This is a genomic window from Vicinamibacterales bacterium, assembly GCA_036012125.1.
GTDB lineage: Bacteria > Acidobacteriota > Vicinamibacteria > Vicinamibacterales > UBA823 > UBA11600.
The window spans coordinates 221,242-241,933 of sequence record DASCOS010000013.1 but is presented as its reverse complement, the minus strand read 5'-3'; the positions used below and the strand labels follow the sequence as shown (position 1 = coordinate 241,933).

The following is a 20,692-nucleotide window of genomic DNA, read 5'->3' as shown; positions in this document are numbered from 1 at the left end:
GCGAGTTTCAATATGGGAAAGATCGTGTATCTCGATTGCTTCTCGGGCGCTTCCGGGGACATGTTTCTCGGCGCTCTGTTGGATGTGGGACTGCCGATCGATAACTTACGGACCGCCCTTGGAAGCCTCGCACTAGGTAAGGACGGCTGGTCGATTGAGGCCGAGCGCGTCGACCGAGCCGGAATTGCCGCAACCAAATTTAGGCTCCATGAGACTGGCAACATTCAGTCAGTAAAGCCAAGTAATTCAGACTTGACTCATGATCATCATCACGATACTAGCCACGGTCGTTCCGACTCCCATCACAGCCTAAAGGAGATTCACCGTCTAATTCACTCTTCTGGAATTTCAGACGAAGCGAAGGGTCGGGCAGTCCACCTGTTTCAGCGTCTCGCCGAGGTCGAGGCTTCAATTCATCAGATGCCAGTGGAGGAAGTGCACCTTCACGAGGTTGGCGCGCTCGATTCGATTATTGACATTGTTGGGGCGGTGCATGGCCTTGAATGGCTTAATGCTGAAATGATTGTGGCGTCACCGCTAAATGTGGGATCGGGAACGATCAGTTGTGCGCATGGAGAATTTCCGGTGCCGGCACCGGCGACGGCACAGTTATTAGAGAATGCTCCGATTTATTCGAGTGGAGTACAGGGGGAATTAGTTACACCGACGGGGGCCTTACTCGTCACGGAGTTCGCGTCATCGTATGGTCCATTACCAGATATGTGCGTGAAACAGATTGGCTACGGTGCCGGAGAGCGTGATCAGAAAGGGTCTCCGAACGTTTTACGCTTAATGATCGGTGATTCAACGGCTGACACATCATTGCAAAGAGTCTTGGTCATGGAATGCGAAATTGATGACATGAATCCAGAGTTATTCGGCGTATTGATGGATCGTTTGTATGATGGAGGGGCCCTTGACGTGTTTTATGTTCCAGTGCAGATGAAGAAGAATCGACCTGGAACACTGGTCACGGTCATCGCGTCTCCAAATCGCCGAGAGGTTTTGAGCGAAATTATATTTCGTGAAAGCACGTCGATTGGTCTGCGCTTCTCTGAGATGACTCGAGAGTGTCTAGACCGTTCCACGACAACAGTTGACACTCTAGTTGGGCCTGTGCGAGTGAAGGTTGCTCAGCGCGGTGGGCGAATCATCAACGTTGCACCAGAATTCGAGGATTGTGTCCGATTGGCGACAAATTGCGACATTCCAGTGAAAGAGGTGCAAGCGCTTGCGCACAAGGCATACCTCGAGAGGGCTTCAGGCGATTAGTTTCGGTTAATTCCATGCCTCAGTTCTATCTGACAACGGCAATTGACTATGTGAATAGTCGGCCACATCTTGGTACGGCCTACGAAAAGGTGACCGCAGATGTGATTGCTCGATACCAGCGTCTGAGTGGAGTTAACACCCATTTTCTTATGGGCAATGACGAGCACTCGCAAAATGTGCATCGGAGAGCGCAAGAACTTGGTCTGGAGCCAATCGCCTATTGCAATCAGATGGAAGAAGAGTTTAGGGCCGTTTGGAGTGCCCTTCAGGTGTCGTTCGATGATTTTATTCGTACGACAGAGCAGCGGCATAAGAGCGGTGTAACAAGAATGCTTCAACGGATCAAGGAGAGCGGCGACCTCTATGAAGGATTCTATGAAGGCTGGTACTGCGTATCGTGTGAAGCCTTCAAGCAGGAGAAGGATTTAGTGGATGGTGACTGTCCGCTGCATCGTATTAAGCCTAAATGGCTACGGGAGAAGAATTATTTCTTTCGTTTATCTAAATATCGAGATGCACTCCTGACCCACTTCCAGAAGCATCCGAATTTTCTTCAACCTGAAATGCGCAGAAATGAGATCCTGCGACTTCTCGAAAGTGGACTCGAAGACATTTCGGTTAGTCGCACCGGCCAGGCTTGGGGTATTGCCATGCCGGATCATCCAGACAGCGTGGTTTACGTTTGGTTTGATGCGCTCATTAATTATGCGTCGGCGGTTGGCTATGGGAGTAATGCAGAGCTGTGTGACAAGTGGTGGCCTGCTGACCTGCATATCGTGGGTAAGGACATAACCCGATTTCATAGTGTGTTTTGGCCAGCTATGCTAATGAGTGCTGGGTTGGTGTTGCCTCTCCAGGTGTTTGGTCATGGCTGGATTCATCATCGCGGAGAGCGGATGAGCAAATCACTCGGGACGACCATTGACCCACTTGAGGCGGTGCAGCGTCTCGGCGTTGATGCGCTCCGGCTTTATCTCGTGAAAGAAATTCCTTTCGGACAAGACGGAGATTTTTCTTATGAGCGATTTGAGGAGCGATACAACGTTGACCTAGCTAACAATCTTGGCAACTTGGTAAGTCGGGTGGTAGCAATGGCCGAGAAATACAGGAACGGTCGCCTTGGTCCCGTGACTTCTGAATCGGGACGACTTGCAGAAGTGGCCGAAGTAGCCGTGCGAAAGTATTCTGAGGCAATGGAACGTCTGGCGCTACACGAGGCGGCGTTTGCAGCCTACACACTTATTGATGCGGCCAATGAGTTCATCGCTGAGACCGAACCGTGGGTTCTCGCAAGAGATTCATCGAAGTCGGATCGACTACATCAAGTCTTGAGTGAGTTAGTCGAGGCTGTACGTATTGCCGCCGTTCTTTTATTGCCTGTGATGCCTATGTCGGCTGAAATTATCCTTGAGCGTATGGGAGACCCAGCGGTTACTGGAGAGCGTCGATTCGATCAGGCAACGAGATGGTCAACACAGATAGAGCGGACACTCGTTAGAGGCCCCGCGTTGTGGCCTCGATCGACGAGAGGATGATGTTTGAGTCTGAAATCCTTTGACATAGGAAGGGTGCAGGTTGATGAATAATCAAGAGCCAAAGCCAGATGAGGAGAAACTACCAGCTGCTGAGGATGACTCTCGGATCACTATTGATACGTTCATGGGTGTCGACTTACGTGTTGCGAAGGTCCTTGCGGCTGAAAAGATTGAGAAATCGAGGAAGCTGATCAAGATTGAAGTGGACTTAGGATCAGAGCAGCGGACGATTGTTGCTGGGATCGCAGAGGTATACGAGCCCTCTGAGTTGGTTGGGCGGACCGTCGTGGTTGTAGCCAATCTTAAGGCTGCGAAATTGATGGGTGTCGAATCGAATGGAATGATTCTTGCGGCAAACCTTGAGGGCGACAGGCCTTGGCTTATCAGTTTTGATGAGCCAGCACCGCTCCCTGGCACTCGGGTACGGTAATTAGTGTTCGTTATGCTCGACTCTCACTGTCATTTAGCAGACGAAGCCTTTCGCGATGATTTACCGGAGGTGGTCACTCGGGCTCAACAGGCTGGAGTTGAGACCGCATTGTGCATTCTGGCTGCCGGTGATGCTGACGAAGAGGCTAGGGCAGAGGTTTTACGCGATTTATGGCCCTCAGTGAGCTTTGCCTGCGGAATCCATCCGCATCAGGCGAGCACCTGGGCTGGCCGAGAGGATGACTTGGCAGCACATGTACGCGGAATTGTCGAACAGCAGAACGATGTCCGAGCGATTGGTGAAATCGGGTTGGATTACCATTACGATTTCGCGCCCATTGAGCTTCAGCGAAAGGTGTTTGCTAGTCAGGTCGCGTTGGCTCGAGAATTTAGGTTGCCGCTGGTTATTCACAGCCGGGAAGCTGAGGCTGACACCTGGGCCATTCTTCGAGAGGCTGGCGATGAGGTCGCCGGAGTGTTCCATTGCTTTACAGGCGACGCTAAGGCGGCAGAGCAAGCCCTGGCACTCGGCCTCCATATTTCATTTTCAGGAATTGTTACGTTCTCCCGTGCTGAGGCGCTTAGGGACATTGCTGGTTGGATTCCAGAGGACCGATTGTTGGTCGAGACGGATTCACCGTACTTAGCGCCTGTTCCTCATCGAGGGCATCGGAATGAGCCTGCCTGGGTACAGAGAGTCGTTGAGGTGGTAGCGGGAGCCCGAAGGGTCGACCCGGGTTTGATTGCGGCGGCGGTCCAGCGGAACTTCAGTGCTCTGTTCAGGGTGTAGTTGCCTTCATACCCAGAAGGGGAGCTTTTGTCTCATTGACACTCTTCGCGTGAGTATGGTGTGATCCTTTTTTGGTGATGTTCGAGCTGGACATTTAAGTGCTTTCGCTCGAGTTCTGGTGTGCCCAATACTGAATCGCTGATTGACCTCGCACAGATTTTTCAACCGATTCACGCTGACCTTCAAGCGGTTGAGCGGGAATACGCTCGCCAGGTTGAATCGCGGGTCGAATTGATCCCGCAAATTGGCAAATATATTCAACGAAGTGGCGGGAAGCGGATCCGACCGGCTCTGCTTTTGATGGCTTCGCGCCTAGCGGCCTATCGTGGCGATCAGGCGGTCCTATTCGCCTCGGTCGTTGAATTCATTCACACAGCCACGTTGGTCCATGATGACATCGTTGATGATTCCCAGGTGAGGCGAGGCCAAGAGGCTGTGCATCTACGATGGGGCAATGAGAAAACCGTTCTCTTAGGTGATTACCTTTATATTAAATCAATGGGTATGGCGCTGAGCCACGACTCGCTTGATGTTGTGAGGTTGCTGTGCGAGGTTACCCTGCGAATGATCGAAGGGGAGTTGTATCAACTGACCAAGAACGGAGATGTTGATATCAGCGAGGAACAACATTTCGATATTATTCGACGAAAGACGGCTTATCTGTTTGGTGGCTGTGCTGAAATCGGTGGTCGTCTTGGCCAGGTGCCTGAGGAGCAGGCTGCGGCGCTCCGAGAGTACGGATTCAATCTGGGCGTGGCCTTCCAAGTTATTGATGACCTAATGGATTACACCGCAACCGAATCAGAGCTTGGTAAGCCGATCGGTAGTGACTTGCGAGAAGGCAAGGTTACCCTCCCAGTAATCTATTTGCTTCAAAGGGATGGCAAGGGTGCTAGTGATCTGGTGCGACATATTGTTGAAACAGGAGCAGCGACTCCAACTGAATGGCAGGAGCTCTCACTTCTTATTTCGCAACATCGGGTGATTGATAGTGCCTATCAGAAGGCGCGGGAGTCTGCTGAAGCGGCGCAGCGCAACCTCAATGCATTTCCACCGTCGCCAGAGCGTGAGGCGCTTATGGCCTTACCGGACTACGTGCTTGCTCGGGAACACTGAGGAGTTCTTCCCTTATCGTGTCGAAGAGCGCGGCAATAACACTTGACGGGCTTCGCGCCTCAATTCGTCATCACGAGGAGCGTTATTATGTTCTGCATGATCCCGAGATTTCCGATACGGAATTTGATTATCTCCTGAAGCAACTTGAGGCACTTGAGCGAGAGCATCCTTCGCTCGTGACGCCTGATTCCCCAACGCAGCGCGTGGCCGGTGAACCAGTTGACGGCTTCAAGACCGTTCCGCACGCTATACCTCTGCTCAGCTTGGAGAATGCCTACAGCGAAGACGAAGTTATCGATTTTGATGAGAGGTTACGAAAGGAGCTCGGCCAGGATAAGGAGCTGTCTTTTGTTGCTGAGCTGAAAATCGATGGACTTAGCATTGCTCTCACATACGAAGATGGATTGCTTTATCGAGGTGTCACCCGCGGCGATGGCGTCAGTGGTGATGACGTGACCTCGAATGTTCGTGCCATTCGAGCTTTGCCGCTGGGTCTTGCCGGAGATTTTCCTAGGAAAATTGAGTTGAGGGGAGAAATATATTTACCAAGAGCTGCGTTTAATCGAGTTAATGCTGAAAGAGAGGCCTCTGGGGAATCTCCGTTTCAGAATCCGAGAAACGCAGCTGCTGGGTCGATGCGAACGTTAGACCCGAGCCTGGTCGCCTCTCGGGGACTAGGTGCTTATATCTACGATATCGGTGAGGTGCTAGGTCCAGAGAGAGTCTTAAGTGGCACCCATCATGTGAAGCTGGAAGCGTTAAAGAGTTGGGGCTTACCGGTTGAGCCCAATTGGCGGCACTGTTCTGACATTCAGGCCGTGCTTGATTTCTGCCGGTATTGGTCGGAAAACCGCTATACCGTAGGTTTCGATATTGATGGAGTTGTGATCAAGGTCGATTCTCTTGCAGAACGGCTTCAGATTGGGTCCACGGCAAAGTTTCCCCGTTGGGCGGTTGCCTTTAAATTCCCGCCGGAGCAGGCGACCACTCGATTGATCAGTATCGACGTGAATGTGGGGCGCACAGGTGCGGTGACTCCTTTTGCATTTTTCGAGCCAGTTAGATTGGCCGGTTCGACGGTTTCGAGAGCAACGCTACATAACGATCAAGATATTGCCCGTAAGGACTTACGCGTGGGCGATATCGTGGTGATAGAAAAGGGCGGAGATGTCATACCAAAGGTCGTTAAAGCCGTCATCAGTCGAAGGGTAAAAGGTGCAGCTGCCCCTAAACCGTACAAGATGCCGAGTCGCTGTCCAGAGTGTAATGGCAGTCTCGATCGGGCAGATGATGAAGTGGTATGGAGGTGCGTCAATGCCTCTTGCCCGGCAATGCTCTCCAGGCGTGTACTGCATTTTGCGTCCCGCCAGGCGATGAATATAGAGGGCTTGGGTGAGTCTCTCGTTGCGCAATTGATTGAGGCAGACATGGTTCAAAGTGTCGCGGATTTATACAATCTTAACGCTGGCGCGCTTGAAGCACTTGATAGGGTGGGGAAAAAGTCGGCATCAAAACTTCTGAATGAATTACAGAAAAGCAAGTCCGTTGAGCTCTGGCGACTTATTCATGGCCTAGGGATTAGGCACGTTGGTGAAGGTGTGGCCCAGTTGCTTGCCAGGTCCTTCCGCTCGATAGATGCTGTGATGAAGTCTTCAATTGAACAGCTAGAGGCGGTTCCTGAGATTGGACCGGTCGTAGCTCAGTCGGTGCAGAGATTTTTTCAGGACCGGGATAATCGCTTGCTGATAGAGAGTCTTGAAGTCGCCGGCCTCACCTGTAAAGCGAAGATTGGAGAGTCCATTGCGAGTCAGAAATTCTCTGGCCTTACCTTCGTGCTTACTGGAGTCTTAAGTGGGATGACTCGCGGGGAAGCGAAGTCAGCAATTCAGAAATTCGGTGGAAAAGTTACTACGTCTGTGAGCAGGAAGACATCCTTTCTGATTGTCGGGAAAGAGCCGGGCGGAAATGTTGATAGGGCTCGTGAGCGCGGAACATCAATCCTCGACGAAGAAGCGTTCCGGACCCTGCTGGTTGAATAGTTTGGATGAGGACCTGCAGGTTGGTGCCGAATTTGTGGTCAGAGATTGCTTGAGAAGGTTGACGCTAGGTTGGCGGGTGCCCATAATGTTAGTGGTTATTTGATGAATGGTTTGACGTTTCCGACTGTCGGCCGCCCTTCGTTTGTTAGCTGCTAGACGAAGCTGGGTGGCAGGATTGAAGTTGGAATCGTCGAATTAGTTAGTGAGCTCTTTGACAATCCGTCGCAGACCGCTAGACGACCGCCGCGCAGGTACGAGAAATCGTGTTGGCGGGGAGGAAAGTCCGAACTCCGTAGGGCAGTGCGCCGGGTAACTCCCGGTCAGGGTGACCTGAAGGAAAGTGGCACAGAAAATATACCGCCGCAATTCGAGCGTTCTCAGGAGTGCTCGTTGGGGTAAGGGTGAAATGGTGCGGTAAGAGCGCACCGCATCCGCCGTAAGGCGGGTGGCAGGCTAAACCCCGCACGGAGCAAGGCCAAATAGGAAGGCGTTTGAGGACTGCCCGTCTGAAGCCTTCGGGTAGGTTGCTTGACTTTACCAGTAATGGTGGGGCTAGAGGAATGGTCGTTATCTCCGTACCATCGCTGTTAGGTGGTGGCTTGGAGACACAGAATTCGGCTTACTGCACGTCTGCGGCGGACCTTTTCTCTTTTAGACTTTTAAACCTTGGCTTCCGAAACTTATCTCGTTACTGGCGGCGCTGGATTCATCGGGTCGCACCTTGTTGAGCATCTTGTGCTCCGTGGTGCGGCTGTACGCGTGGTCGATAACTTCGTAACGGGTAATCGAGAGAACTTGCTAGGACTGTCTAACGTTGAGTTGCTTGAAGGTGATTTGGCTAATCCTGAGATTGCACGTCAAGCTGTTGTGGGCGTGGACTACGTACTGCACCAGGCAGCGATCCCTTCTGTTCCTCGCTCGGTCACGGACCCATGGGTCTCTCACAGGGCCAACGTTGATGCCACGCTTCACCTGCTTTTAGCGGCTCGCGAGGCAGGTGTTCGTCGGGTTATCTACGCAGCTTCCTCTTCGGCATACGGGGACGCACCCACGTTACCAAAGGTAGAGACTATGCAGCCAGCACCGCGGTCTCCCTATGCGCTCCAGAAGCTTGTTGGCGAGGAATATTCTCGCCTGTTTACCCAACTCTACGGTCTTGAGACAGTGTCGATTCGATATTTCAATGTGTTTGGGCCTCGACAAGACCCGAATTCTCAGTATTCAGGGGTAATCGCTCGGTTTATTACAGCACTTCTCCAGGGTGATTCCCCGGTAGTCTACGGTGATGGAGAACAGACGCGGGACTTTACCTATATCGATAATGTCGCGATGGCCGTACTCGCAGCATGCACTGCACCTCGTGCGAGTGGCGAAGTAATCAATGTGGCTACTGGCGACCGCGTGTCTCTCAATCAGTTATTTCAGAAACTCTGTGCAATCATTAACGTGGAAATTGAACCAATATACGAATCGTCCAGACCCGGAGATGTACGGGATTCGCTAGCGGATTGCACGAAAGCGAAGGAACTGCTGGGATATCAACCATCCGTAAACTTCGAGGATGGGTTGCGTCTCACAGTAGAGTGGTACCGTCAAAGTTCATCAGCTTGACGATAGACCATTAGGGTTAGACCTCGTGTGGACTCTACAATAACGACATCGTTGGCGCTGACTGGTCTACTTTTTTCCAAGAGTTCAGCCTGCCACAATTCAGACCCCAAGCGCACCAATCCTGAGCGATCGAAGCCATGAATAACGTGTGCCTGAAGACCAATTAATCGTTCGAGAGGAGGCGGGGTAGATTCGTATGCCCGTCGAACTACTGGATAGAGGGCAACGTCTTTTCCAATCCATAAGAGGAAAATGGCGACGGCGATCCATAGCGCCAAACTCGCTGAGGCGTGCAACCACCACAGGAACCCCAATACTAATCCTGCACCAGGGAGCTGAAGGAGTATGTAGCGAACGATGGGTGTTTGAGTGAAACTCTTTTTCACCTGATCGAGATTTAGCCGTTCGAAGGTAAAATCTGGTGAAACGGAGGAGGCCGGGCGTTTTAACGCCCGGCCAATATTCTAGTAAATTAGTGCTTCCTCCACGTACAGTGCTGCATATTGGCACCTCCCGGCACGACAGACTCCGAAATTTCCAAGATGGGTTCCGGGTATAAAGCCACGCTCGTTTCATCGCACGCGGAACAGGGTCCACGGCGGTAATTCTCTGCATTGTATTACACGTACCACTGTTCGGACCGCGCTGGGTCGGTGGTCGCTGTATAGTGCTCACTTTGGCGGGATATTGAGTAGAGAGAAAGGGGTAATCAATGACTGTGAATATGTTTGACGAGTTGGTGGAAAAAGAGCAGATACCGGGCTTCAAGGGTCGCTTTGTTCATACCGATCGAATGACGATCGTTCGGTGGGACATCGCTGAGGGAGCAGTGTTGCCTGAGCACTCGCACTCACAGGAACAGATTACAACGATACTCAGTGGTGAGTTTGAGATGGTGATCGACGGTCAGCCTCATCAAATGGTAGAGGGCTCGGTTGCTGTGATTCCTTCCAACACGGTTCATAAAGGGCGCGCTCTAACCTTGTGTCGAGCGTTCGACGTTTGGAGTCCGGTTCGAGACGATTATCAATAGATACTTAGCGTGGCGCACTGGAGGGCTCAAGATTAACCATGTCCACATCTACTCTAAACGTTGGACTCCTTGCCGGCCTGCTTTCTCTTGCGGCTTTTGTGCCGTACATAATTGCAATCATAAAGGGTGCAACGAAGCCCAATCGAGCCACTTGGTGGATATGGACGACTAATGGACTAATTCTACTTGCGAGTTACTACGCGTCTGGGGCTGAGAGTACGGTTTGGGTGGCTGTTGGCTATTTTGTGGGGTCACTCTTAACTGCAGTTTTGGCGCTCCGTTATGGAGAAGGAGGCTGGAGTTCGTTTGACCGCTCTTGCTTACTTGGGGCCACCTTAGGTTTATTGGTTTGGTGGGTGTTTCATTCTCCAATCATCACGGTAGTCATGGGTTTGTCTGTTGATTTCGCCGGGGCAATGCCGACCATTCGCAAGGCTTATCACGCACCTGAGAGCGAAGATCGGGTAGCTTGGATCCTGTTCATTTCTGGAAACACTCTAAATCTTTTTGCTATTGAGACGTGGTCCTTCGCCATTGCTGTCTATCCTGTCTACATGTTCTTAGCCAGCGGAACAATTGCGGCGCTGGTTCTTCGACCTAAACTAGGTACTCATCGGTGATCTTTTCAGGATGAAGAACGCTTCAATACATGGGTGGCACTTTTGGCTCGAGGGCTCAATAGGGTCGATCACATTCCGAAGATAGCGTTTAGGTGCGAATTTTTTATAGGTTCTATAGACTGTCCTGATGACGCGGTCCGGTGATTTTCCTGCTCAGTTGGTTCGGGACCTATATTTGGGTCGACGGCTGAGCGAGCGTCCGGTGATTTCCTTCGAACTCTTTACGCCCAAGACCGTTGAGGGTGATCGGAAATTGGTAGAGAACACGCTACCGGAGCTAATTATGCTGAAGCCTGACTATGTTTCAGTGACTTACGGTGCCGGAGGTGGCACGAGGACTAAGACGCTAACCCTGGTGGATTTAATTCAGCGGCGTTACGGACTGACAGCGATGGCTCATTTAACTTGTGTCGGGCATACGGAGAGCGACATCGCTGGAATTCTTAAAGAGGCAAAGTCCCTCGGTATCAGAAATATCCTAGCGTTACGTGGCGATCCGCCGGTGGGCCAAGAAACGTTCATCAAACCCGAGAATGGCTTTGAGTATTCGTATCAGCTGATTCAGTTCATCCAGCGTGCAGGAACATTTTGTGTCGGCACAGCAGGGTTCCCTGAGGGGCACATAGCGTGTCGGCAGGGAAAACTAGTGGACTGGGGTTACCTGAAGCAGAAAGTCGAGAGCGGGGCAGATTTTATTTTGACCCAGCTATTCTTCGACAATGCCGACTTCTTCAGGTTTAGAGATCACATGGAGCAAAAGCTTGGTGTGACGGTTCCCATTTGTCCTGGAGTGCTTCCTATTTTGTCAGCAAAGCAGATCGCTCGATTCACAAAGCTCTGCGGGGCAAGAGTGCCAGACAAGGTGCAGGCGAAACTTGAAACGTTAGCCGGTGATGACGATGGTGCAAGGGCGTTTGGAATTGAACAGGCTACGGAGCAGTGCGAGGAGCTGGTACGTGAGGGTGTACCAGGCCTTCATCTCTACTGTCTCAACAGGGCGCACTCAGTCAGTGCGATTCTTCGGAATCTAAATTTGAGTGATGCGTAGGTATTCGGTGTGATCGTGAGATTGAATCAAGGTCTAGTGATTCTCTTATGCTGAGGGCTGACTGAAGCACCGTGGTCTTTTCGGGCCCAACTGGTTGACCACTCTCAAAGTGCATAGTACTGTTAATCGATTTGGCGGGTAATGCTGGTCTAATTGGTGACTGCTCTGGCGGCGCGGCCTAGGGCTTGACCGGTCCAGAGTTGGTTATCGTCCTAACATTATTTCTATGAGTGATACCTCGAAGGTGTTGAAGAAGACTGCGTTATATGGTCGTCACAAGGCCTCAGGGGCGCGGATGGCTCCGTTTGGTGGATGGGAGATGCCGATTGAGTTTAGCGGCCTTACGAAGGAACACATGGCCGTGCGATTGGCAGCAGGCTTGTTTGATGTGAGCCACATGGGGGAAATTGAGATCGCGGGAGTGGATGCTCTGGCAGCGGTCCAGCAAATTAGTTGCAATGATGCGTCCAGGCTGGAGATTGGGCAGGTACAGTATTCCGCCCTCACGACACCGAAAGGCACCGTCGTAGATGACGTCTTGGTTTATCGGCTATCGTCCGATCATTTCATGCTGGTTGTTAATGCTTCGAACATCGCTAAGGACCATGCTTGGATCAGCCAGCAGGTTAAATCGCTGGGGGACGTGATAGTTGTTAACGCGAGTGCGCGAAATGCGCTCCTTGCGACCCAGGGGCCGGCAGCTGTGGAGGTGGTGCAGGACCTAACGGGCGTGGACTTGGCCGAGTTACGGTATTACCACTTTTCGACTGGCGAAGTGGCTGGACAGCGAGCGACAATTTCGCGGACAGGGTATACCGGGGAGGACGGCGTTGAGATATATCTCTCGCCTCAATCAGCGGATAGTGTGTGGCAAGCCATAATTGACAGTGGAAAATCGGTTGGCTTGTTGCCTGCTGGTCTCGGAGCACGCGACACTCTTCGTCTTGAGGCGTCGATGCGGCTTTATGGTAACGACATGGACGAAAGTACTACGGTTTTAGAAGCCGGCTTGGGTTGGACCGTCGGGTGGGAAAAGAGGGACTTCATTGGGCACGATGTGCTGCGGAGGCAGAAAGCCGACGGAGTTAAGCGAAAACTTGTTGGCTTCGAGATGGTTGAGCGTGGAATCGCGCGTGCTGGGTATCCGGCATTGCTTTCCGGGAAGCAGGTTGGCTCTGTTACCAGTGGGACACAGACACCATTTTTAGGGAAGTCTATTGGTATGGCTTATTTACCGGTTGAGCACAGAAAGCCAGGCACTGAATTTGACGTTGAGATTCGAGGTCGGAATGCTCGGGCTCGTGTTATGGCCATGCCGTTCTATAAGCGCCAGAGGAGTTGAGCGATATGTATCCTGATGATCGCAGGTACAGCAAGGATCACGAGTGGATCGTTATAACCGATGGTGGGGTGAAAGTCGGGATAACGCATTACGCTCAGGATCAACTTGGTGATGTTGTCTACGTCGAATTACCGGAGGTTGGTCGCCAGTTAAAGCAAGGTGAGATTTTTGGAACCATTGAATCGGTAAAAGCTGTCTCGGAGTTGTTCTGTCCGGTAACTGGCAAGGTTACAGCTGTCAATGCTGACCTTAATGATCATCCAGAACTGGTGAATTCGACACCTCACGAAACCTGGATGATTTGCCTAAGCCTCGATGATCCATCACAGGTCGATTCCCTTCTCGATGCCGCTAGTTACCGTTCGTCCATCGAATAATTTGTCAGCAATCCTTCTATGCACATTGACGCTGCAGGTAGATTTGCACGACGGCACATAGGTCCGAGATCAGTTGACCTCGATCGGATGTTAGCAACTGTTCACGCGAATTCGCTTGATGGGCTGATCGACGAAGCGATACCGTCAGGCATTCGTCTGTCGGAATCAATGGATCTTCCCGAAGCTGAGGATGAACACCAATGTCTAACGCGTCTTCAAGCGATTGCGGCGACTAATCAGAACTTTCGATCGTTTCTCGGAACGGGTTATTACGGATGCGTCACACCGGCGGTTATCCTACGGAATGTACTTGAGAATCCTTCCTGGTACACACCCTATACTCCCTACCAGGCTGAAATTGCGCAGGGGCGTCTCGAGGCCTTGCTTAACTTTCAGACGATGGCAACCGATCTAACTGGCATGGAGGTTGCAAATGCCTCCCTCCTTGATGAGGCTACGGCTGGAGCAGAAGCCATGGCCATGCTTCATAGAATGAATACTCGACAGGCCAACCGTTTTTTGGTCTCAAGGAATTGCTATCCGCAGACCATAGACGTGATCAGTGGCAGGGCAGAACCGATCGGAATTGAAATTGAAATCGTCGACGTTGAAGCGATTGACATATCCGAGGATGTGTTCGGCTTACTCTTACAGTACCCGGATAATTCCGGGGCTGTGATGAGCCTAGATGTTGTCATCGACCGGGCTCATGCGGCTGGGGCTAAGGTTGCTGTGGCGAGCGACCTTTTAGCTCTAACCCTATTGAGACCACCTGGTGAGATGGGCGCCGATGTGGTCATTGGAAATTCGCAACGGTATGGAGTCCCACAGGGTTACGGAGGGCCCCATGCCGCGTTTCTCGCAACGAGGGAGAAATACGTTCGGCAGATGCCGGGTCGAGTCATCGGTGTCTCGGTAGATCGGAATGGAGGGCTGGCTTATCGCATGGCCCTCCAAACTCGCGAGCAACACATCCGACGAGAGAAGGCAACGTCGAATATCTGTACGGCTCAGGCCCTGCTAGCCAACATTGCTGGCTTTTATGCGGTTTACCACGGTCCAGATGGCCTGATTGAGATTGCACGAAGAGTGCATTCTTTAGCTCACAGACTGGCTGTTACCCTCGAGAGTTTAGGTTGCGAGCAGCAGAACGTTGAGTTTTTTGACACCCTCAGAATTAGTTCGGCGGGTCCTAAGATTGCAAATCGGATAGCTCTAGCAGCTCAGAATTCGAAACTGAACTTTCGATACTTCGAAAATGATGATATTGGCATCGCCCTTGATGAAACGACTACTGATGCCGACGTTGATGACATCGTAGCGGTTTTCAGTGAATCGGTTGGCCAAGGAGTGGTTGGTAGGAATAGGGTTGAGTTGGCAAGTATGCCTAGATATTCTGAGGCGATCGCCCGCCGGACCGCATTCTTGACCCATCCTGTATTTCACAAACATCAGTCAGAAACTGAGATGATGCGCTACTTGAAACGCCTAGAGCGCCGCGATATCGGTCTTGACACCTCGATGATTCCGCTTGGTTCCTGCACTATGAAGTTGAATGCTGCTGCATCGATGATTCCTGTCAGTTGGAAATCAATCGGCGGGGTTCACCCCTTTGTGCCGATAGAGCAGGCAAAAGGATATACGCAGATATTCTCTGAATTAGAATCGGCGCTTCGGGTTATTACAGGGCTCGATGCTGTTTCACTGCAGCCCAACTCTGGAGCACAGGGCGAGTTCGCCGGGCTTATGGTTGTACGCGCTTACCATCGAAGGCGCGGTGAAGAGGGCCGCAGTGTGGTTTTAATCCCTTCATCCGCGCATGGAACGAATCCCGCTTCGGCTGCAATGGCTGGCATGAGAGTGGTCGTAGTCGGTTGTGATTCTCAGGGAAATGTGGACATGGAGGATCTGCGCTCTAAGGCGATGAAACATTCTGATTCGCTCTGTGCCTTGATGATTACCTATCCTTCGACCTATGGAGTGTTTGAACAGAAAATTCGAGAGATTTGCAAGATTGTCCACGAACATGGTGGCCAGGTTTATATGGATGGTGCAAACATGAATGCACAGGTTGGGCTCACGAGCCCAGCAGCAATCGGTGCCGATGTGTGTCACCTTAATCTGCATAAGACATTCGCTATCCCACACGGTGGGGGTGGACCAGGAATGGGGCCAATAGCTGTTGCGAAGCATTTGGCACCCTACCTGCCTCAACATTCGTTCATTCAGAACAAATCAAAGGATTCCATTCCATCCGTGACCGCTGCTCCTTGGGGAAGTGCGAGTATTCTTGCAATTTCTTATGCCTATATTCGGATGCTGGGCGCGGAAGGGTTAACTGATGCGAGTCGCTATGCGATTCTAAACGCCAACTACCTCAAGGCGCGACTCGAGACACAATACGATGTCTTGTATTCTCTCCCAAACGGCAGGGTGGCTCATGAACTCATTCTGGACCTTCGACCCTTTCGTGAATCAGCCGGGATTGATGAACAGGATGTCGCAAAACGTCTGATTGATTATGGCTTTCACGCTCCAACAGTATCCTTTCCGGTGCCTGGGACAATGATGGTTGAGCCGACTGAAAGCGAGCCACTTGAAGAACTTGATCGCTTTTGTGAAGCGCTAATTGGAATTCGGAAGGAGATTCAAGAAATCGTGGATGGAGTTGCAGGTCAAGAAGATAACGTGCTGAAGAATGCGCCTCACACCGCTGTGATGGTTGCAAGTGATACCTGGGCGCATTCTTATTCCCGCGAGAAGGCTGCTTTTCCGAAATCGTTTGTTAGGGCAAATAAATTTTGGCCCAGTGTTGGGAGAATTGACAATTCACACGGCGATCGTAATCTGATCTGCAGTTGCCCTCCAATTGAGATGTGGGTGGACTCGGACTAAGGTGTGTTATTGCCACTAGGGCTGAGTGAGAGCTTGAGCCTTCTTCCGTAGACCCAAAAGCAAAGCTATTGTTACGGGGCCAGGCTGGCCAGTGCCTATTGTGAGTTGATCTATTTTCACGATTGGTACTATTTCTCTCGTTGTGCTGGATAAGAACGCCTCGGTGGCGGAGTTTAGGTCCCCTCGCCTTAATGAAGCTTCATGGACCTGAACTCCGATCTCGCTTCCAACCTCGAATATGAAGTTTCGCGTAACCCCTTCAAGAAGTCCGTCCCGCGGGGGTGGAGTGACGGCGATGCCATCTTGTACGATGAAGAAGTTTGACTGAGCGCATTCAACGAGGTCACCCTTGTAATTGCACATCAATGCTTCGTAAGCTCCATTCTTAAATGCCTGCTGCATCGCGAGCGCATTATTCAGAAGATTATTGGATTTAATAGCTGGATTTACTGAGTCCGGATGGTTGCGCATGACCGTTGATAGAGAGACCATCACGCCATTTTCCTCAATCTTGGGAGGGATGCTGAGATGAGGCTTAACGATAATCATCAGCGATGGGGTTGTGCATGCTCGCGGGTCGTAAGTGATATCACCTTCACCGCGGGTAAGCAGCAGGCGGATGTAGGCCTCGCCGCTCTTTACCGCGGCTTCCATCGTTGCAACTATTCTGGATAACACACTTTCGTCGGTATAAGGGCAGGGGAGATTGATTTGCTTCGCAGAAGCGCGTAAGCGACACATGTGTCGATCGAATAGGAAAGGTTGGCGATTGTAGGTACGGATAGTTTCGTAGACTCCTTCTCCGAACATAAATCCGTGGTCAAATACCGAAACGAATGCCTTTGCCCGTTCGACGATCGTTCCATTCACGTTAACCAGTTCCGCCATTTGTCCCCCAGCCTGCCAACGGGTCAATCCGATGAATTAGGCAGCGTATCTCTTGTGCTACACTTCGTGCAAATAGGTCGGTTAGGTTGAGCTTATTCTTTCGAAGGAGCTGATCTTTCTTCCATGCGAGTTCTAAATACCACGCAGATGCGCGAGGCTGACAGGTTGACGATTGAGGAAATCGGTGTGCCCTCAATGGTCTTAATGGAAAATGCTGGCCGGCAGGTTGTAGTCGCAGTTGAGGGTCAATTTTCTGATCTAACTGAACAACGGGTAGCGTTGCTTTGTGGTCGTGGCAGTAATGGTGGGGATGGTTTCGTTGTCGCCCGTACCCTGAAGCAGCGAGGTGTGGAGAGTGCGGTGTTCGTGATTGGCGCGATTTCCGAGATAGAAGGCGATGCACGACGTAATTTAGAGATTCTTGGTCAGCTAGGGATGCCTGTTGTGGAAATCGCTGATGAACAGTCGTGGGAATTGCACTACTCAGAAATCTCAGGATTCGACATTATTATTGATGCAATTCTTGGCACGGGTATCCGACCTCCGCTCGTTGGTCTTTTTCAAACCTTGGCCGCCGATATTAACGGACTAGGAATTCCTGTGGTCTCTGTTGACCTTCCGAGTGGTTTATCGGCTGATTCGAACGATGTGCCAGGTGAGGCTATTGAAGCGACGTTAACCGTAACACTGGGTGCGCCGAAGCTGCCTCTGGTACTCCCGCCGGCAGAACTGCACGCTGGTGATGTAGTTGTTGGTGACATAGGTATTCCATCACAGGTTATCGATGGCCTTACTGGTCCACAAATAAGAATAATTACGCCTAAAGGAGTTCGTGACTTGATCGGCTCCAGAAATGCTGAGTCTCATAAGGGTGACTTCGGTCACGTTTTGCTGGTTGCCGGTTCGGTGGGGAAGTATGGCGCTGCTGGATTGGCAGGAATTGGGGCTGTTAGGAGTGGAGCGGGTCTGGTTACTGTGGCAAGCCCTCGCTCTTGCCAGTCCGTGGTTGCCGGCTATGCTCCGGAATACATAACGGAAGGCCTCCATGAAACATCTGACGGCTGTATAGATTCATCGGCACTTGAGCAGGTGCTTAAGCTCTCGGCGGACATTATCGCCGTTGGTCCGGGTCTAGGCCAGGGACCTTCCGTAGCGAAGTTGATTGATGGGCTATTAGAACGCAGTAGAGTGCCCTTAGTGCTCGATGCGGACGCCCTCAACGTGTGTGCGTCTAACGAAAATCTATTGCACGGTAAGAATGGTCTCGACGTGATCGTAACGCCCCATCCTGGAGAGATGGCTCGGCTTCAAGGAACCTCAGTTGAGGATGTCCAGGCGAATCGAATTGAAGCCGCGCGTTCTTTGGCGGTGGACCGTTCCGTCTACGTAGTACTTAAAGGACATCGAACCATAGTGGCGTGTCCAAACAGCAATGTCTTCATAAACTTGACAGGCAATCCAGGGATGGCTACAGGCGGCTCCGGAGACGTGTTAACCGGCATGATCGCCGCTTGGTCTGCGCAGCTTGTTGATGCTGAAGCGGGCTGTAAAGTAGGCGTTTATCTCCACGGATTGGCTGGTGATTTAGCAGAAGATGATGAGGGTGAAGCTGCCATGAGCGCAGTTGATATTACGCAATATCTGGGGGCAGCATTCTTGGGCTTGATGGCTGACCAGGGTGGTGAGCTCCAAGAGTAGACGTTATTGGCGCGCTTTTTGAAATGGTCAAGCGACATACAGAATCCGAGTTTGAGACGGAGCAAGTTGGTGCAAGTTTTGCTGAAGGTTTAATCCCTGGAGCGACTGTCTTGCTCTACGGTGAGTTAGGTTCTGGCAAGACTGCGTTCGTTCGAGGATTAGCCGGGGCGCTAGGTGTAAACCCACTAGAGGTAAGCAGTCCAACCTTTACGTTAATTCAGGAATATCGCGGCAGGGTTACCGTGAACCACGTAGACCTCTACCGGCTCTCTGGCGCTGAGATCGATGACTTAGGGTTGGAGGAGCTCGCTACCGACAGCTCGATTGTTGTTATTGAGTGGGCTGACCGACTCGTTCGGCCTTTAATTGGTGCTCACAAGGTCACGATTATTGACCAAGGCGCGGACCTACGAGATATTCTCATCGAAGGTGCTAAAGATACGGCGCTACGTTCCTAGTCTATTCCGAGCGGTAGTTAGGCGCCTCTTTAGTGATGACAACGTCGTGGACGTGGCTCTCTCTGGCACCAGCGGATGTGATTTGAACTAGCCGTGCACGGTTTTTTAGATCGGTCACTGTTTCGCATCCTGAGTACCCCATGCCGGCTCGAAGTCCTCCAACCAACTGGTGAAGGAGGCCGGCTAGGCTGCCTTTGTGAGGCACTCGGCCTTCGATTCCTTCGGGAACTAGTTTCTGAATTTCATCGTCCGTGCCTTCCAATTCAAACTCGTCTTGAAAATATCGATCGCGACTGCCACGCCGCATTGCACCAAGAGAGCCCATGCCGCGATATTCCTTAAAACTTCTTCCTTGATACAAGATTAACTCCCCGGGGCTTTCATCGGTGCCAGCGAATAAGCCTCCAATCATTGCTACGCTGGCTCCAGCCGCGATGGCTTTTGTGATATCACCTGAGTAGCGGATACCACCATCTGCAATGACCGGAACTCCATGCTGTTCAGCGACCTTGGCGCAGTCCTGAATAGACGTAATCATTGGCACTCCGACGCCGGCGATTATCCTCGTAGTGCATATTGAACCCGATCCGATGCCCACCTTCACTGCATCGACTCCAAGATCAATTAGAGCTTGGGTTGCTTCACCCGTTGAAACATTTCCGGCGATGAGGTCGATTGCAGGAAAAGCATTTCGGACTTGTTTAATCATGTCCATGACACCAGCGGAGTGCCCATGAGCTGTGTCGATTACTAACACGTCAGCGTTTGCACCAGCAAGAGCCTCGGCCCGTTCCATTGTATTTTTCGCAATACCGATAGCTGCTCCTACGCGTAGTCGTCCTAGGTCATCCTTGCAAGCACTTGGATACTTAATGACCTTTTGAATGTCTTTAACGGTAATGAGCCCCCTAAGCATATGGTTCTTGTCAACAACGAGAAGCTTTTCCACTTTGTGTAGATGCAGGATGTCCTTGGCCTGGTCAAGAGTGGTGCCGACCGGTACGGTAATTAGATTTTCCCGGGTCATGACCTCGGCGATCGATCGTTGTGTGTTGCTTTCGAAGCGAAGGTCACGGTTTGTCAAAATTCCAACGAGTTTGCCCTCTTTGCTTCCGTCCTCTGTAATAGGAACGCCCGAGATTCGATATTTTCCCATCAGGTGAAGGGCTTCGTTGATCAGGTTTTCCGGTGATAGGGTTATCGGATTAACTATCATTCCACTTTCTGAACGTTTGACTCGGTCAATCTCTGACGCCTGTTCTTCAATGGATAGATTCTTATGAATTATCCCCATCCCACCATGTTGGGCCATGCTGATCGCTAGGCTGGATTCCGTTACCGTGTCCATCGCGGCGCTTACGATTGGAGTCTCTAGCTTTATCTTTCGAGTTAGCCTCGTACTGATGTTTACCTGACTAGGCAACACTTTCGATTCCTGAGGCACAAGTAGAACGTCATCGAAGGTTAAGGCCGTCGAAGGGCAAAGCTCACGGCGAGTCGAAATATCTGGTTCACTTTTCTTAAAAGTCATTACAGTCCAT

At 51.4% G+C, this 20,692-nt stretch carries 18 protein-coding genes and 1 other RNA gene; 16 read left to right on the top strand and 3 right to left on the bottom strand.

What is annotated here, in order from left to right:
• The first annotated feature begins 12 nt into the window (after positions 1–12).
• From larC to QGH09_06235, 8 genes are all read left to right on the top strand, one after another.
• Positions 13–1,272: a nickel pincer cofactor biosynthesis protein LarC gene (gene larC, locus QGH09_06270; GenBank protein HJO17785.1), complete on the top strand. Its 1,260-nt coding sequence runs from the start codon at positions 13–15 to the stop codon at positions 1,270–1,272.
• 14 nt (positions 1,273–1,286) lie between these two features.
• On the top strand, positions 1,287–2,807 hold the full coding sequence (gene metG / locus QGH09_06265; protein HJO17784.1) for a methionine--tRNA ligase: 1,521 nt from the start codon (positions 1,287–1,289) through the stop codon (positions 2,805–2,807).
• Positions 2,808–2,850: 43 nt separating this feature from the next.
• Entirely contained in the window at positions 2,851–3,237 is a 387-nt protein-coding gene (metG, locus tag QGH09_06260; protein ID HJO17783.1) for a methionine--tRNA ligase subunit beta, read from the top strand.
• Positions 3,238–3,249: 12 nt separating this feature from the next.
• Positions 3,250–4,026: a TatD family hydrolase gene (locus QGH09_06255; GenBank protein ID HJO17782.1), complete on the top strand. Its 777-nt coding sequence runs from the start codon at positions 3,250–3,252 to the stop codon at positions 4,024–4,026.
• Positions 4,027–4,146: 120 nt separating this feature from the next.
• The gene (locus QGH09_06250; protein ID HJO17781.1) at positions 4,147–5,142 is read left to right on the top strand and encodes a polyprenyl synthetase family protein; all 996 of its coding nucleotides are present in this window, start codon (positions 4,147–4,149) and stop codon (positions 5,140–5,142) included.
• Between the two features lie 17 nt (positions 5,143–5,159).
• Positions 5,160–7,181, top strand: a complete 2,022-nt coding sequence (gene ligA, locus QGH09_06245) for an NAD-dependent DNA ligase LigA (protein ID HJO17780.1) — start codon at positions 5,160–5,162, stop codon at positions 7,179–7,181.
• A 224-nt stretch (positions 7,182–7,405) separates the two neighbouring features.
• Positions 7,406–7,819: RNase P RNA component class A (rnpB, locus tag QGH09_06240), an RNA gene on the top strand.
• Positions 7,820–7,847: 28 nt separating this feature from the next.
• Entirely contained in the window at positions 7,848–8,792 is a 945-nt protein-coding gene (locus QGH09_06235) for an SDR family oxidoreductase (protein HJO17779.1), read from the top strand.
• Here QGH09_06235 and QGH09_06230 read toward each other — a convergent pair.
• Positions 8,774–9,178 (bottom strand): NfeD family protein, encoded by a 405-nt coding sequence (locus QGH09_06230; GenBank protein ID HJO17778.1) that lies wholly within the window; start codon positions 9,176–9,178, stop codon positions 8,774–8,776. The genes QGH09_06235 and QGH09_06230 overlap by 19 nt on opposite strands.
• A 326-nt stretch (positions 9,179–9,504) precedes the next feature.
• Between QGH09_06230 and QGH09_06225 the strand changes: the two genes are divergently transcribed.
• The 6 genes from QGH09_06225 (at position 9,505) to gcvP (ending at position 16,107) form a co-directional block, all read left to right on the top strand.
• Complete coding sequence (locus QGH09_06225; GenBank protein HJO17777.1) at positions 9,505–9,825, top strand: cupin domain-containing protein; 321 nt, start codon at positions 9,505–9,507, stop codon at positions 9,823–9,825.
• Between the two features lie 38 nt (positions 9,826–9,863).
• On the top strand, positions 9,864–10,445 hold the full coding sequence (locus QGH09_06220; protein HJO17776.1) for a hypothetical protein: 582 nt from the start codon (positions 9,864–9,866) through the stop codon (positions 10,443–10,445).
• A 127-nt stretch (positions 10,446–10,572) separates the two neighbouring features.
• Positions 10,573–11,493 (top strand): methylenetetrahydrofolate reductase [NAD(P)H], encoded by a 921-nt coding sequence (gene metF / locus QGH09_06215; protein ID HJO17775.1) that lies wholly within the window; start codon positions 10,573–10,575, stop codon positions 11,491–11,493.
• Between the two features lie 226 nt (positions 11,494–11,719).
• Entirely contained in the window at positions 11,720–12,835 is a 1,116-nt protein-coding gene (gcvT, locus tag QGH09_06210; protein HJO17774.1) for a glycine cleavage system aminomethyltransferase GcvT, read from the top strand.
• A gap of 5 nt (positions 12,836–12,840) precedes the next feature.
• A complete protein-coding gene (gene gcvH / locus QGH09_06205) occupies positions 12,841–13,212 on the top strand; it encodes a glycine cleavage system protein GcvH (GenBank protein ID HJO17773.1) in 372 nt (123 codons plus the stop codon).
• Between the two features lie 18 nt (positions 13,213–13,230).
• Positions 13,231–16,107 (top strand): aminomethyl-transferring glycine dehydrogenase, encoded by a 2,877-nt coding sequence (gcvP, locus tag QGH09_06200; protein ID HJO17772.1) that lies wholly within the window; start codon positions 13,231–13,233, stop codon positions 16,105–16,107.
• Between the two features lie 15 nt (positions 16,108–16,122).
• On the opposite strand, the gene QGH09_06195 is transcribed toward gcvP, so the two are convergent.
• Positions 16,123–16,995: an aminotransferase class IV gene (locus QGH09_06195; GenBank protein ID HJO17771.1), complete on the bottom strand. Its 873-nt coding sequence runs from the start codon at positions 16,993–16,995 to the stop codon at positions 16,123–16,125.
• Between the two features lie 123 nt (positions 16,996–17,118).
• On the opposite strand from QGH09_06195, the gene QGH09_06190 reads away from it, so the two are divergent.
• Together QGH09_06190 and tsaE are read left to right on the top strand one after the other, a co-directional pair.
• Positions 17,119–18,693 (top strand): NAD(P)H-hydrate dehydratase, encoded by a 1,575-nt coding sequence (locus tag QGH09_06190; GenBank protein HJO17770.1) that lies wholly within the window; start codon positions 17,119–17,121, stop codon positions 18,691–18,693.
• A gap of 23 nt (positions 18,694–18,716) precedes the next feature.
• Positions 18,717–19,151 carry a tRNA (adenosine(37)-N6)-threonylcarbamoyltransferase complex ATPase subunit type 1 TsaE gene (gene tsaE / locus QGH09_06185; GenBank protein ID HJO17769.1) on the top strand — a complete coding sequence of 145 codons (435 nt, stop codon included), beginning with the start codon at positions 18,717–18,719 and terminating at the stop codon, positions 19,149–19,151.
• A gap of 1 nt (position 19,152) precedes the next feature.
• Here the strand turns inward: tsaE and guaB are convergent, their stop codons facing one another.
• Positions 19,153–20,682: an IMP dehydrogenase gene (guaB, locus tag QGH09_06180; protein ID HJO17768.1), complete on the bottom strand. Its 1,530-nt coding sequence runs from the start codon at positions 20,680–20,682 to the stop codon at positions 19,153–19,155.
• Between the last annotated feature and the right edge of the window lie 10 nt (positions 20,683–20,692).